Consider the following 13,105-nt stretch of genomic DNA (forward strand, 5'->3'; position numbering starts at 1 on the left):
ACCTGGTTAATCCACCCTCTTGTTGTTACTACAATCTTAGTCCAATCTTTACTAAGTAGCACGCTGTACAATAAATCTACACATGCCTCCGACAATCTCAGTAATCATCGCTACCTATTATCGAAATAATCTACTATCGGAGGCCATTGAGAGCGTCGCCAACCAGGACTACGAACCCGTAGAACTCGTCGTCGTCGACGATTCGGGAGCGGAACATGCCCGCTCCGTATTGGAAGCGAACGAGGACGTCGTTGATCGCCCGATTTACAGGAGCACAGAGGGAGATTGGGGAGCAGCATACACAACAGGAATCGCGGCCTCGACGGGCGAGTACGTCCAGTTTCTCGACGACGACGACCTCCTCCTTGACGGGAAACTAACCAAGACGGCTGCTGTACTCGGTGAGAACCCTGACGTCGGCGTCTCCTACTGTGGCGTTCTCAAAGAAGACGAAAAATACTATCCGAATCCAGACGTTGCTGGCGATATACTGGAGCACGCACTGCGATTTCAGGATTTTCCCCTGTGGACCGGGTCAATGCTCATGGAGCGAGATGTTCTCATCGATTGCCTGCCATTGGCCACGAATGCGGGGGATCCAGACCTGAAGATCGAACTGGCGAAACGCACCGAGTTTGATTACGTCGACGAGTGTCTTGCCGTGTACCGGAGAGAAGCGAGTTCGAAGTGGGTTGGGCTGAAGAAGTTCGAGGAGGTGATGCGGGTCGTCCAAAACCAAAAGGAACTCTACGATCAGTATCCGGAGATCAGACGGTCCGTATTCGCCGACTGGTACGAGAAACAGGGAAAGGCCTACCTGAAACAGCGCCCGTGGTCACCGAGGGCGACCCTATGTTTCGCCAAATCCGCGTATTACGACGACGAAAACAGGCACATAAAGGCTATCGAGGCCGCGACGTCCGTTTTCGGCCGCCTCGGATTGACCACAGCGAGCCGTGTGTACGCCGCCGCAAGGGGAAGTCGGTAGCGACTCTACCGGTCCATGATACGTTCGCGTCCTCGCGTGTCGAACCGAAGTAGAACGGGGGCCCGGACACGGACCGTCGAAAGTACTCGCCAATCCAACTGACAAGGGATCGAAGAGACGGATTGTCGGTACTCGAATTTCGAGTCTTAGGGTGTGGGAAGGTCGATTTCCAATGTGTGCTCACCGGAACCGAAAGTGCCACTTGCTACCCCGAATTCCACTTGTTCTTCGACATCGACATCTTCCGCATCTATTGGACACTCCCCGTCCTTTGCAGCTGCTTCGACCTCTTCGTCGCCGAACTCCTCGATGAGGTCACGCGGGGGTCGTATGAAGACGGCCAGATGGAGGTCGAGTTCCTCTTCGGAAACGACCTCAAACCTGACGCTGACATGGGTCGGGTTGTCCTCGTCGTCGAAGTCGAACTCTCTGTCGAGGAGATCGATTTTGTCCTCCTTCGGAAAAGTGCAGGACGGATTGTAGCTGACGCGATCCGAATTCCCCACGGCAGCCATTAGGAAGTCAGCGGGGTCGTAGTCCGGCACCCCCTCGGGTGGGCTCGAGCCGAGACCGAAGTCGACTTGCCAGTACACGAGTCCCTTACACTCGCCGTCGCTTATGGTGAGCAGTGCGTTCCGACCGCCGCCTGTCACATCGACAGAAGCACTCTCTACGGTTCCGCCTTCGTCCTTGCATACCTCGATCTGATAGGCCCCATTCCCTCGCTGCACCCACTCACTGTATGTCTCGCTATCTTCATTCTCGTACGTCACCTCGAGTTCGTTGACCTCCTCGAACTCTTCTGGTCCTCCAGGCGTCAGTACCCAATACCAGCATCCATCTTGCCAGGGACAGTCCTGGGTCGCGTGCTCGCTCCCCTGCCCTTCCCACTCGATCGTGCGGTCCTCGTCATCGCTTTGCGGCGGGCCTCGTTCGTCGTCCGGTGGGCCACCGGCGTGGTCGGGCGGTCCGCCACCATTGCCGTTCGGTGGCCCTCGACCGGATGCCGAACCGGTACCGCCGATCCCGATCAGCGATATCCCTCCCAGCGTTCGCAATACTCTCCTTCTCCGGACTGTTCTCGATCCGTGACCTTCTTCTCCAATATTGTCCTCGGACATCGACGGCATCAACGGTCCGAACTTGCAATGTTATACACTACTTACTTTGATCATTGTAGCCGATCATGTCCCCTTCTTAGCCGCACGTACCCGTTACTCTGCTTCGTCTCCGGTTCCCGAAGCGTTTCGGTCACCTCACGGAGTGGGGTGACGTCGGCGTACTTCATCTCCATGTCGAACAGCGACACCTCGTGTGAGACCACCGATCGATCCGCCACGCACTCCGGCGGGACGATCATCCGGAAGTTGCTGGAGTGGCCATCGACGACGGTCGCCCGGACGCAGCCACTCGTCGACATCCCGCAAACGATCAGGGTGTCGATCCCGTAGTGGTGCAGGTAGTTCGACAGGTGCGTGTCGAAGAAGGCACTCGCACGGGGTTTTTCGAACACCTGTTCGCTCTCCTGCGGTTCAACGTCGGGGGCGATCTCGTCGAGTTTCTCTACCCACTGTCGATGCTCCTCGTCCGGCGTTCCCTCGACCGATCGTATCGTCGGCTTCCGATACTCCCGGGGATACGTGCCGGCCGGTGTCGGAACCGCGTACACGACCGGAATGTCGACGTCCCGCGCCGTCGTCAGGAGCTCCGCGGTCGACTCCACGCACGGCCGGCTGACTTCCGGTCGTTCTTCGATGAACGCAAGCGTCAGATCCACGACGAGGACGGCGGGCGACCCGCCCCACCCGGCGACCCGTGACACGTCCTCGTTGAGGTCGAAGTACTCGAGGTCCGAATCCGGGATCACGTCCGGGACGTAGTACTCGCCGTTCCTGTTCATCCAACCGGCTCCGTTACGATCCGCTCTTGTCTTCTCCCGCTGTCCACCGTCGCGCGCCCGGAACGATCCCGACGAGTTTGGTCACGTATCCGAACCGGAACAGCCCGACCTGGAACAGCACCCCCAGAACGAACACCGCCAAAAACAGCGGCGAGAGCATGTCGAAGATCAACGGCTCGATCGACAGCGTCTCCTGGGCGGCCTGGAACTCCGCGAGCGTCAGCGACCGGGTCGCGAACGCCGAGCCGATGAAGCCGCTTGTGAACACCAGCGTCAGCTTGGTCGCGATCAGGCCGAACAGCGCGCCGACCACGAGGCCGACGACGGTGACCGCTGCGGTTTCCCACGTCCCGGCGACGTAGATCGGCGCCACGGCGAACCGGGCGATGAACGCGCCGACGATTCCCCCGATCCCCATCACTGCAAACGAGAGACCCGCGTACGCGAGGAACGCGCCGACCAGCCCGACGACGACCACGATCCCCGCGGTCGCGACCAGACCCTCGGCTCCGACGACACCGAGCAGCGACGGTGCGAAGACGTACCCGGTTCCCGCGCCGACGAGGAAACCGGCGAGCGTGACGGCGTACACCGAAAGCGCCGCGCCGACGAACGCGAGCAACAGCCCTACGAGGACGAGTCCGACGTCGACTGGGGTGACCATACGTACGTGTTCTCCCGGCTTCTTATAAAAGTCGGCGGACGGATTCAGCCTGCCTGCTGTGGGGGCGTCCCCGACCTCTCACTGCGGACGGCCGCGTTTGGCGGCCTGGATGTCGAGATACCTGCTGTAGGATCCGACCGCGAGCGCGAGCCCGACGATCGCGATCACGAACCCGACGATGCTGCTCATCCCGATCGAGAACATCCCGACGAGAAACCCGATCAGGAAGGTGAACACTCCGACTGTTGCGAGCACGATCGACAGCACTCCCGACGGCTGGACCTCCTCGCAGTGTGGGCACGTTTTGGTGCCTCGCGAGATCGGCTCGCCGCAGGCGAAACAGCGACGTCGCGCCCGTGGCTCGCGGTTGTCACGGGGCATAATTGGCGGGAGTTCGGTCCCCTCTTAGCTCTCCCTGTCTCCGTCTGTGTCTTCGGTTTCGTCGGTCGCCCGGGACTCGCTTCCGTCGACGTGTTCCCGGTCGGCATGCCGCTCGGGGTCCGCGCCGTCGGCGCCCTCCCGCTCGGCGTGCCGCTCGTCGCCGTCCGAGTTGTCGACTTCTTCCTCGGTTTCCGCGCCGTTGCTCACGGTCACCTGGGCCGCGCGAAGCACTTTCTCTCCCATCTCGTACCCCGGCTGGTACAGTTCGGCGATCGTGTCTTCGGGCGCTCCAGAGTCGACTTTCAACATCACTTCGTGACGTTGGGGATCGACCTCCTCGCCGGGTTCCGGATCGATTACGTCGACGTTTTCCTCCTCGAGCACGTCGTCGAACTGCTCCAGCGTGGATTCGACGCCGGGACGGATGTCTGCCTCCTCCTCCTGCTCGAGGGCTCGCATCAGGTTGTCTCGAACCGGAAGGAGTCGTTCGACCAGCTCTTCGGTCGCCCGTTCCCGGAGCTGGTCGCGTTTCTTCTCCTGTCGTTTCTTGAAGTTCTGGAAGTCGGCCTGTTTGCGCTTCAGCCGGCTCACCAAGTCCTCGACTTCCTTGGATCTCTCCTCGAGTTCCTCCTCGAGCGTTTCGACTCTCCCTTCCAGCTCGCTGAGCCGATCTTCGACGGCCTCGGCCAGTTCCTCGTCGTGTGTGGCGACCCGTTCGACGAACTCAGTCTCGCGGTCGACGACGTCTCCGTCAGCCGACGTCGACTCGGCTGCCTCCGACGTCGACTCGGTGTCGGTCTCCCGGGTGTCGTCGCCGGCTTGCTCGGTCATGTTCGAAGGATACGCACGCCCCGGCTTAAGAGTTCAGAAACCGCCGACCTATTTCACGGGCAGCGACGAACTACGCGGCATGACCGCACCGAACCGAAACGCGCTGTGGGCGGCAGCGATCGTCGAGGAGCTGGTTGCCGCGGGGGTCGACACCGCCTGTGTCACGCCGGGAAGCCGATCCACGCCGCTGGCCGTCGCGTTCGCGAACCACGACGACGTTCACGTCTTCTCTCACCTCGACGAGCGCTCGTCGGCGTTTTTCGCTCTGGGCCGGGCGCGGCGTACCGGTCGGGTGACGCCGCTCGTGTGCACGTCGGGGACTGCGGCGGCGAACTACCATCCGGCGGTGCTCGAGGCAGATCGCGCCCGCGTGCCGCTGCTCGCGCTCACTGCCGACCGGCCGCCGGAACTGCGCGACTCCGGAGCAAACCAGACAGTCGACCAGGAGAAGCTCTACGGCGACGCGGTCCGGTACTACAAGGACCTCCCGGAACCGGAAGCCGCCCCGAGAAAGCTCAGATCGCTCCGGACCACCGTCGCCCGTGCGCTCTCGGCGGCGGAGGGGACACCCGCCGGACCGGTTCACCTGAACGTACCGTTCGCGAAGCCGCTGGAACCGACCCCGATCGACGGCGACGTGCCCGCGGATCTCGAGCCCGTGGCCGCAGAAGGGCGACGAGCCTCCACGTCGACGGTCGAACCGTTTGTCGATCGAACCGCCGGGACGCCGGAACTCGACGAGCGATCGCTCCGGGCGGTGGCACAGAACCTCGAGGCGGAACGGGGGCTCATCGTCGCGGGGCCGGCCGATCCCCCTGGATTCGATCGGGAATCGATCGTCGCGCTCTCGCACGCGACCGGTTATCCGATCCTCGCTGATCCGCTCTCCGGACTTCGGTTCGGCGGCCACGTGAGGGTAGCGCCGGTGATTTCGGGGTACGACGGCTACCTGACCGCCGACTCGGAGGATGCACTGGCCAGCCCGGCCGACGAGTGGCCGGCGCCGGACGTCGTACTCCGACTCGGGGCGTCTCCGACGTCGAAATCGCTCCGGAAGTATCTCGCCCGGTCGGGAGCCGACCAGTTCGTCGTCGACCCCGCCGGTGGCTGGCGGGAGGCGGAGTTTTCCGCGACGGATCTCGTCGTCGCCGATCCGTCCCGTCTGTGCGCTCGACTCGCCGAGTTGCTCCAGGGCCGATCCGCCGGGAAAGAGGAGTGGCGTAGACGCTGGGAGACGGCGGACAGGATCCACTTCGAGACGGCCCACCAGTGGATCGTTGACGGGGACGAACGGGACGGGACGGAGGGACAAGCCCTCTACGAGGGTTGGGTGCTGTCCGACGTCGTCGATCTCGCGCCCGACCCCGCGACGGTGTTCGTGTCCAACTCCATGCCGATCCGCGACGCCGACCGCTTTGCGGCCGCCGACTCGAGCGCCGTGACGATGCTCGGAAATCGTGGGGCGTCGGGCATCGACGGGATCGTCTCGACGGCGCTGGGGGCGGGCAGCGGAACGACCGACGATCTGGTCTGTGTGCTCGGTGATCTGGCCTTTTACCACGACATGAACGGGCTGTTGGCGCTCGCGCGGTGCGAGGTCGAAGCGACGTTTGTACTCGTCAACAACGACGGCGGCGGGATCTTCCACAAGCTTCCCATCGAGCGGTTCGATCCGCCGTTCACCCGGCAGTTCAAAACCCCACACGGCCTCGATTTCGAGCCGAGCGAGGGGCTGTACGGCGTCTCGTTTGCCCGCGTCGACGCGAGACCCGAAAGCGACCTCGAGTCTCCTCGGGAGACGTTTCGGGAGTGCCTCTCGGCGGCGATCGCCGCCGAGGGATCACACGTCGTCGAACTTCGGACGGACGCGAAAGCGGGTCATCGCGCGCGGGAGGCTCTCGAGGGGGCTGTACGCGAACGGGTCGTGAAAGAAACCCAGACCGGCTAGCTCGGCCCTCGTACGGAGTCGCCGACACCACTCTTCACGAACGTCACTCTTCACGAAGCCGTTCGTACGCGCGATTGACGCGCTTGAACTCCTCCCGGCTGCCGGAGTCGGTGTCGGGGTGAGATTCCTTTACTCGACGCCGATAGGCACGCCGTATCGCGTCGGCCGACGCGTCCGGTTCGATCTCGAGCGTCTGGAATGCCTCGCGTTTCGAGGGATGGTTCCCCCTCTGCGTCCCCGATCCCGCCCCCGTTCCGTTCGACTGGTAGGCGCGCCTCCGGTTGCGTTCTGCACGTCGATCTCGTTCGGCCCGTTGCCCGCGGGTCCCCTCCGGGCCTTCGGGTCCGAAACGCACACCTCCGACTGTTGACGCCCGAGCCTGATCGAAGGAGAGACGACCCGTTGCGTGTTGCCACATCACGTACGTCGCGCCCCCGAACGGCACCGACAGAAGGAAAAAGAACGGGGAAACGACGACGGCGATCACGAGCATGAACGCAGTCATCCCTCCCATGACTGCTGCGAGTCCGACGACGATCGCCTCTCGGTGCACAGGGTTCGTTGGGGGCGGACGCCCGTAAGGTTCTCGGGCGGATTTCGGCGAGGCGAACTGTTGGCACCCGACCCGAACGTATACGATTCCCGCCGACGTACGCCGATACATGAGCGTCAGCGGCGTCTGTCAGATCTGTGAATCCCGTCCCGGGCGTCACACCTGCCGGCTCTGCGGGCAATTCGTCTGTGAAGAACACTTCCGGACGATGGAGGCGATCTGTACCGACTGCGCTGCGGGTGCGACTCAGTGAAGTCGGGCTACCGGTACCGGTTCAGCTGTTTTTTGAGCCGTTTCGCGGCGTCGCCGGCCGCGTTCACGTACCGGTCGAGTTCGGCATCGGTGACGTCCGCTCCCGTCGCGCCGACGGCGTCCTCGCCGGCGAAGATGATCCCGCGCGAGGAATTCACCAGGCCGACGTCCACCCCATCGCGATCGATTAGCCCGTGTTCGACTGCAGCCTCCGCGTCCCCTCCCTGGGCGCCGATTCCCGGAACCAGAAACGGCAGGTCCGGGACCTCGTTCCGGAGCGTCTCCAGTTCCTCGGGGGCGGTCGCGCCGACGACGAGTCCGACGTTGTCGCCCTCGTTCCAGAGATCAGCGAGAGCGGCGACCCGGCGATACACCGGCTCCCCGGTTTCGAGTTCGAGATCCTGGAGATCCGCGCCGCCGGGATTGGAGGTCCGACACAGCACGAACACCCCACTGTCGTGGCGGTCCAGGAACGGCTGCAACGAGTCCCGACCGAGATACGGGTTGACGGTTATCGCGTCGACCCACTCCAGCACCTCGGCGTATTGGCGCGTCGTGTTTCCGATGTCCGCCCGTTTCGCGTCCAGGAGCACCGGAACCCCCTTTCCGTGGGCGTACGCGACCGTCTCCTCGAGCGCCCGCCAGCCGTCCGGGCCCTCGTAAAAGGCGGCGTTCGGCTTGTAGCAGGCGGCGTGTTCGTGGGTCGCATCGACGATCCGTCGGTTGAACGCGAACCGCGGGAGGTCTCGATCGGCGACTGCTCCCGGAAGCCTGTGCGGATCCGGATCCAGCCCCACCGACACGACGCTGTCGATCATCCGGATGCGATCCCGGAGATCCTCGAAGAAGTTCATACGGTCTCCTCGACAGCGATCCCTAAATAGGCCCGCGATTCGACGGGGCACTGCCGCCCGGTTCTCCCTCTGTGAGAGTCCCCCACAAAGTTGAAGTAGCGGTGTGGTATATCGTAACATGTATGGCCTCTGCACCGAGTGCCGACGACGAGCTGTTCGACGAATTCCTTTCGGACCGCGGCCACGAAATGGCGGAGACGCGATGGGAATATTCGTATAACAAAAAGCAGTGCCCGGAGTGCGGCGGTCTCAACGACGAATCGTCGACGGAGTGCTCGGTATGCGGCTGGCATCCGGGTGCGGCCTGACAGGACGAACGGACGCGATCGTTTTCGACGCGACTGATTTTTTCGGCTACTGTCCCCGACAGTGTCGGCTCGGTATCCAAAATTGCTGCCGCCCCCGGCAAACTTAAGTTGTCCCCGCTATCAGTACCTCGTGACGCTTCGCTTGGAGGGCCGAAGCGTCAGCGGGGACCATTCAGGGCGGCGCGTGCCCGCGTCGACCGTTTTCCGGTCACGCGGGTTCGTTTCTATCCCCTTTTGAATTCGTCTCGCCGGTTACCCACTGCTCCGTGTTCGGACTTCCTTCGTGGCGCCGACGAGCAGCGCTCGGCAATGGAGAGTGCGGGGGAAGGGATTCGAACCCTCGAACTCCTTCGAGAGCGGATCTTAAGTCCGCCGCCTTTGGCCAGGCTCGGCCACCCCCGCCCGTCCGACGGTTCGTCCTCGACTGAAAAGGGCCTTCCGGATCGGGTGGCCGAATCATCCTACCCGACTGTTCCGACGAGAGCGGTTCGAACGGCCGAAGAAATGAGAGCGGTTCGAACGGCCGAAGAATTGACACGGAAACGGGTTGATCTTCCGAAACCTGTAATCGATAGATTACACGAAACGGAATACTTATATAGGTAAACTTGGAATAGCTGCTTGGTACCGCATACCATCAACCATGAGTGATAAATTGTCCCATATCAAGGACCTGTCCCGGCGCGACGTAATGAAGTACGTCGGCGCGGGCGGGGCAGTCGGCTTGGCCGGCTGTCTCGGCGACGAACCGGCTGACGACAACGGGGAAGACCCCGGCGAGAACGGCAACGGAACGGAACCGGGTGAGGAGCTTCCGGACCAGGAGCTGTATTTCGCACAGGTCAAAGGCCCTCTCGACCTCGATCCGATCGTCGCGAACGACGTTCCATCCGTCCAGATCATCGGGCAGCTATATGACGGGTTATACGAGTACGATCTCGGCGTGGGGATCGATCCGAAAATCGCGAGCGATCAACCCACGGTCGAACGCGACGGAACTCGATTTATCGTTCCGATCCGCGACGACGCGGAGTTCCAGAACGGCGATCCGGTGACTGCCGAAGACGTCATCCACACGGTCCGGGCTCCCTACGAGGAGGAGACCGAAAACGCCGCGGAAGTCGATATGGTGGAAAGCGCGGAAGTCATCGACGAAACCACCGTCCAGTTCGACCTGGAGTTCCCGTATGGTGCCTTCGAAACGACGCTGGTGCGATACGTCGTAAACGAGAGTGTACGGACAGAGGATCGCGAGGCCTACAACGTCGACCCCGTCGGCTCCGGACCGTTCCAGCTTGTCGACTGGGACCAGGAAGACTTCGCCACGGTCGAGCGCTGGGACGACTACTGGGACGGTGACCGGATCGGCTACCCAAATCTCGCACGTATCGAGTTCGATCCCATCGAGGAGCAGACGACCCGCGTCACCAGTCTCCAGACGGGCGACAACGACATCATCGAGACGATCCCGCCGCAGTTGTACGAAACCGTTCGCGGCATCGAAGACGCCACGATCGACGAGGAGCCGGGGGTCGGATACTTCTACCTCGCGTTCAACTGTGGTGAAGGCCCGACTGCGGATCCGGTCGTCCGCGAGGCGGTCGACTACGTGTTCTCGATGGATCAGGCGATCGAGAACTTCGTCGAACCGGCCGGGGTTCGCCAGGTGAGTCCGTATCCGCTGTCGATTTCCGAGGAGTGGGACTTCCCGATCGACGAGTGGGGAGACATCGAACACGACCGGGACCTCGATGCGGCAGAGGACCTGTTCGAGCAAGCCGGCGTCGACTGGGATTACGACTGGCGGATCATCGTCCCGCCGGACGACATGCGCGAACAGATCGGCGTCTCGATCGGCGACGGCCTGCAGAACGTCGGTTTCGACAACGTCGAAGTGCAGCGTCTCGACTGGGGGACGTTCACCGAGGCGTACCAGAGCGGCGACGAGGACGACTTCAACATGTACACCCTCGGCTGGTCCGGCAGTCCGGACCCCGACGCGTTCGCGTACCATTTGCTGTCCCAGGAAGTCGAAGGTGTCACCAACGGAACGTTCCACGACTACGACGAGGCCTCCGACAAGATCACAGAGGCCCGGCGGTCGGCCGACCGCGAGGAACGCCGCCAGCTGTACATCGAGGCGACGACCGAACTCCTCGAGGAACGCGTCCACCTACCGGCGTACAACCTGCAAAACTCCTACGGCATCAGCGGACGCGTCGACGACTATCACGCGCACCCGATCTCCAGCGTCACCCGGGTGTTCAGCGAGCACAACAACGTCTCGGTCGAGTGATGTAACGGCCGGGGCTTCCCGAAGAGTATTTAGCCTTGCGTTTGCGAGGTTTTCCAAGTTGCGACTGCGAGTACGAGCCATGACCTCAGTTCACACCGGTGATCTTCCGTGAGCCTGCTGCGTTACACGATCTGGCGGTTCGCGCAGGCGGTCCCTGTGTTGATCGGAATCATCACGATAACGTTCTTCCTGGCGAACCAGATTCCGGGTGATCCGATCTCGATCATGCTTGGGCCGTCACCCGCCCAGGAACGCGTCGAGCTCATCCAGGCCAAATACGGGCTGGATCGGCCGCTCCACGAACGCTATCTCACGTACCTTCAGGGCGTGATGATGGGCGATCTGGGATACAGTCTCTACTACGATCGTCCGGTCCTCGAGATGATCATGCTTCGCCTGCCCGTGACGCTGTACCTCACGATCTCGGCGTTCGCGTTCGCGATCGCCACGGCGATCCCGCTGGGGGTCATCTCGGCGAAGCGGCGGAACAAGCCCACCGATCACGTCGCTCGGATCGTCTCGCTGATCGGCGTGTCGACGCCGTCGTTCTGGATCGGCCTGATGTTGATCATCGTCTTCGCGTTCCACCTCGGGTGGTTCCCGGCACGCGGCCTCCCATTGCCGTGGGAGGCGCCCGGGGACGTGAGGGGAGCCGAGACGCAGATCGACGTGATCACGACGTCGCTGTATCACCTGATCATGCCGATGATCGCGCTGGGGACGCTCCAGATGGCCCAGATCACGCGCATCGAGCGGTCGTCGATGGTCGAATCGCTGCAGGGCGAGTACGTCAAACTCGCCCGGGCCTACGGCGTCTCCGAGACGACGATCGTCCGGAAACACGCGTTCCAGGTCGCACAGCTTCCCGTGATCACGATCGTCGGGCTCGGCCTCTCGACGGCGCTCGGTGGCTCGGTGCTGATCGAGACCGTCTTCGAGATCCAGGGGATGGGCCGGCTGATCATTACGGCGATCAACAACCTGGATTACGAGCTCATCATGGGCACGACGTTCATGTTCGGGTTCGCGTTCGTGATCGGCGTCATCATCACTGACATCGCGTACGCGTACATCGACCCGCGGGTTACCTACGGTGACGAATAATGGAGGGGGACGAATAATGGAGGGTGACGACTGATGGCAACTGGAACCGAATCTCAAACCGACGAGTTCTCCCCCGGGGAGGACTCCGAGGGCGGCGTCGGCGAAGTCGAAGCTCGCGTCGGCCTCAAATACACGCTCAAACAGGTCAAACGCGACACGACCGCCCGAATCGGCATCTTCGTGGTCGGCTTCGTCACGATCGTTGCGCTCTACGCTTCGATCGACTACTTCGTCTTCGATTACGCGATCGCCGATTCCGTCTGGTACCACCCCGCCCGCGACCCCGACGAGGTAAACCGACTGTTGCCGCCGCTCGGTATGGAAAACCAGTTCGGCGAGGGGGTGCTCGAACATCCGATGGGAACCGACCACCGGGGGCGGGACATCCTCATTCGGCTCATCTACGGCACCCGGATTGCGATCACGGTCGGCTTCATGGCCACCGCGATCGGGCTGGTCGGCGGGACGCTCATCGGGGCGGTGTCGGGCTACTACGGCGGCTGGGTCGACGACATCCTCCAGCGGGTCACGGAGACGATCTACGCCATCCCGTTCCTGGTGCTCGTGATCGCGTTCATGGTCGCGTTCGGCCGCAACCTGACGTTCGCGATGGTCGGCGTCGGGATCACCGCGATCCCGATCTTCAACCGGCTCATTCGGTCGCGGGTCGTCTCGATCCGCGAGGAGGACTACATCGAGGCCGCGAGAGCGGCGGGGGTAAAGGATCGCAACATCATCCTCAGACACATCATTCCCAACAGCTTCGCGCCGGTGCTGGTGCAAGCGACGCTCCAGATCGGGGTGAGTATCTTGATCGTCGCCGGCCTGTCGTTCCTCGGGTTCGGCGCGCAGCCGCCGACCCCGTCGTGGGGACAGATGCTCTCGGAGTCGCGCCACTACATGCTGCCGGCGCCCACGTTCAGTCTCTGGCCGGGGCTGGCGATTCTGATCACGGTGATCGGATTCAACATCCTCGGCGACGGTCTGCAGGACGCGCTGGATCCACGAATCAACAACTGAGATCGA

Annotated in this window: 13 protein-coding genes, 1 tRNA gene and 1 pseudogene; 7 read left to right on the top strand and 8 right to left on the bottom strand. The window is 62.6% G+C overall.

Annotated elements, in window-relative coordinates; translation table 11 throughout:
* Positions 1 to 82 precede the first annotated feature (82 nt).
* Positions 83 to 988, top strand: coding sequence for a glycosyltransferase family 2 protein (locus RH858_RS06745; protein ID WP_310561409.1), 906 nt, complete (start codon positions 83 to 85; stop codon positions 986 to 988).
* A gap of 146 nt (positions 989 to 1,134) precedes the next feature.
* Here the strand turns inward: RH858_RS06745 and RH858_RS06750 are convergent, their stop codons facing one another.
* The 5 genes and pseudogenes from RH858_RS06750 to RH858_RS06770 all read right to left on the bottom strand — a co-directional run.
* On the bottom strand, positions 1,135 to 1,761 hold the full coding sequence (locus RH858_RS06750) for a hypothetical protein (protein WP_310561410.1): 627 nt from the start codon (positions 1,759 to 1,761) through the stop codon (positions 1,135 to 1,137).
* 398 nt (positions 1,762 to 2,159) lie between these two features.
* A complete protein-coding gene (locus RH858_RS06755) occupies positions 2,160 to 2,888 on the bottom strand; it encodes an isochorismatase family protein (RefSeq protein ID WP_310561411.1) in 729 nt (242 codons plus the stop codon).
* Positions 2,889 to 2,901: 13 nt separating this feature from the next.
* Positions 2,902 to 3,552: a phosphate ABC transporter permease gene (locus RH858_RS06760; RefSeq protein WP_310561412.1), complete on the bottom strand. Its 651-nt coding sequence runs from the start codon at positions 3,550 to 3,552 to the stop codon at positions 2,902 to 2,904.
* 78 nt (positions 3,553 to 3,630) lie between these two features.
* Positions 3,631 to 3,933, bottom strand: a complete 303-nt coding sequence (locus tag RH858_RS06765) for a zinc ribbon domain-containing protein (protein ID WP_310561413.1) — start codon at positions 3,931 to 3,933, stop codon at positions 3,631 to 3,633.
* A 201-nt stretch (positions 3,934 to 4,134) separates the two neighbouring features.
* Positions 4,135 to 4,764, bottom strand: a pseudogene (locus tag RH858_RS06770) (nucleotide exchange factor GrpE); the annotation flags it as partial.
* Between the two features lie 79 nt (positions 4,765 to 4,843).
* On the opposite strand from RH858_RS06770, the gene menD reads away from it, so the two are divergent.
* Complete coding sequence (gene menD / locus RH858_RS06775) at positions 4,844 to 6,712, top strand: 2-succinyl-5-enolpyruvyl-6-hydroxy-3-cyclohexene-1-carboxylic-acid synthase (RefSeq protein WP_310561414.1); 1,869 nt, start codon at positions 4,844 to 4,846, stop codon at positions 6,710 to 6,712.
* Positions 6,713 to 6,755: 43 nt separating this feature from the next.
* Here the strand turns inward: menD and RH858_RS06780 are convergent, their stop codons facing one another.
* Positions 6,756 to 7,265, bottom strand: a complete 510-nt coding sequence (locus RH858_RS06780) for a J domain-containing protein (protein WP_310561415.1) — start codon at positions 7,263 to 7,265, stop codon at positions 6,756 to 6,758.
* 109 nt (positions 7,266 to 7,374) lie between these two features.
* On the opposite strand from RH858_RS06780, the gene RH858_RS06785 reads away from it, so the two are divergent.
* Complete coding sequence (locus RH858_RS06785) at positions 7,375 to 7,518, top strand: hypothetical protein (protein ID WP_259535347.1); 144 nt, start codon at positions 7,375 to 7,377, stop codon at positions 7,516 to 7,518.
* A 7-nt stretch (positions 7,519 to 7,525) separates the two neighbouring features.
* Here the strand turns inward: RH858_RS06785 and pyrF are convergent, their stop codons facing one another.
* Entirely contained in the window at positions 7,526 to 8,371 is an 846-nt protein-coding gene (gene pyrF / locus RH858_RS06790; protein ID WP_310561416.1) for an orotidine-5'-phosphate decarboxylase, read from the bottom strand.
* 122 nt (positions 8,372 to 8,493) lie between these two features.
* On the opposite strand from pyrF, the gene RH858_RS06795 reads away from it, so the two are divergent.
* Entirely contained in the window at positions 8,494 to 8,679 is a 186-nt protein-coding gene (locus RH858_RS06795) for an HVO_0416 family zinc finger protein (RefSeq protein ID WP_259535349.1), read from the top strand.
* A 317-nt stretch (positions 8,680 to 8,996) separates the two neighbouring features.
* Here RH858_RS06795 and RH858_RS06800 read toward each other — a convergent pair.
* A tRNA-Leu gene (locus RH858_RS06800) sits at positions 8,997 to 9,081 on the bottom strand.
* 289 nt (positions 9,082 to 9,370) lie between these two features.
* Between RH858_RS06800 and RH858_RS06805 the strand changes: the two genes are divergently transcribed.
* The 3 genes from RH858_RS06805 (at position 9,371) to RH858_RS06815 (ending at position 13,099) form a co-directional block, all read left to right on the top strand.
* On the top strand, positions 9,371 to 10,975 hold the full coding sequence (locus tag RH858_RS06805; RefSeq protein ID WP_259535350.1) for an ABC transporter substrate-binding protein: 1,605 nt from the start codon (positions 9,371 to 9,373) through the stop codon (positions 10,973 to 10,975).
* A gap of 114 nt (positions 10,976 to 11,089) precedes the next feature.
* Positions 11,090 to 12,079 carry an ABC transporter permease gene (locus RH858_RS06810; protein ID WP_259536527.1) on the top strand — a complete coding sequence of 330 codons (990 nt, stop codon included), beginning with the start codon at positions 11,090 to 11,092 and terminating at the stop codon, positions 12,077 to 12,079.
* 33 nt (positions 12,080 to 12,112) lie between these two features.
* Positions 12,113 to 13,099 (top strand): ABC transporter permease, encoded by a 987-nt coding sequence (locus RH858_RS06815; RefSeq protein WP_259535351.1) that lies wholly within the window; start codon positions 12,113 to 12,115, stop codon positions 13,097 to 13,099.
* Positions 13,100 to 13,105 lie beyond the last annotated feature (6 nt).

Source organism: Halalkaliarchaeum sp. AArc-GB (assembly GCF_031432225.1).
Classification (GTDB): domain Archaea; phylum Halobacteriota; class Halobacteria; order Halobacteriales; family Haloferacaceae; genus Halalkaliarchaeum.

What these genes read in the sequence shown, in the direction of transcription:
- RH858_RS06745 (WP_310561409.1), top strand. Translation starts at nt 83, where the DNA reads ATGCCTCCGACAATCTCAGTAATCATCGCTACCTATTATCGAAATAAT.
- RH858_RS06755 (WP_310561411.1), bottom strand. Translation starts at nt 2,888, where the DNA reads ATGAACAGGAACGGCGAGTACTACGTCCCGGACGTGATCCCGGATTCG.
- RH858_RS06760 (WP_310561412.1), bottom strand. Translation starts at nt 3,552, where the DNA reads ATGGTCACCCCAGTCGACGTCGGACTCGTCCTCGTAGGGCTGTTGCTC.
- RH858_RS06765 (WP_310561413.1), bottom strand. Translation starts at nt 3,933, where the DNA reads ATGCCCCGTGACAACCGCGAGCCACGGGCGCGACGTCGCTGTTTCGCC.
- menD (WP_310561414.1), top strand. Translation starts at nt 4,844, where the DNA reads ATGACCGCACCGAACCGAAACGCGCTGTGGGCGGCAGCGATCGTCGAG.
- RH858_RS06785 (WP_259535347.1), top strand. Translation starts at nt 7,375, where the DNA reads ATGAGCGTCAGCGGCGTCTGTCAGATCTGTGAATCCCGTCCCGGGCGT.
- pyrF (WP_310561416.1), bottom strand. Translation starts at nt 8,371, where the DNA reads ATGAACTTCTTCGAGGATCTCCGGGATCGCATCCGGATGATCGACAGC.
- RH858_RS06795 (WP_259535349.1), top strand. Translation starts at nt 8,494, where the DNA reads ATGGCCTCTGCACCGAGTGCCGACGACGAGCTGTTCGACGAATTCCTT.
- RH858_RS06805 (WP_259535350.1), top strand. Translation starts at nt 9,371, where the DNA reads ATGAAGTACGTCGGCGCGGGCGGGGCAGTCGGCTTGGCCGGCTGTCTC.
- RH858_RS06815 (WP_259535351.1), top strand. Translation starts at nt 12,113, where the DNA reads ATGGCAACTGGAACCGAATCTCAAACCGACGAGTTCTCCCCCGGGGAG.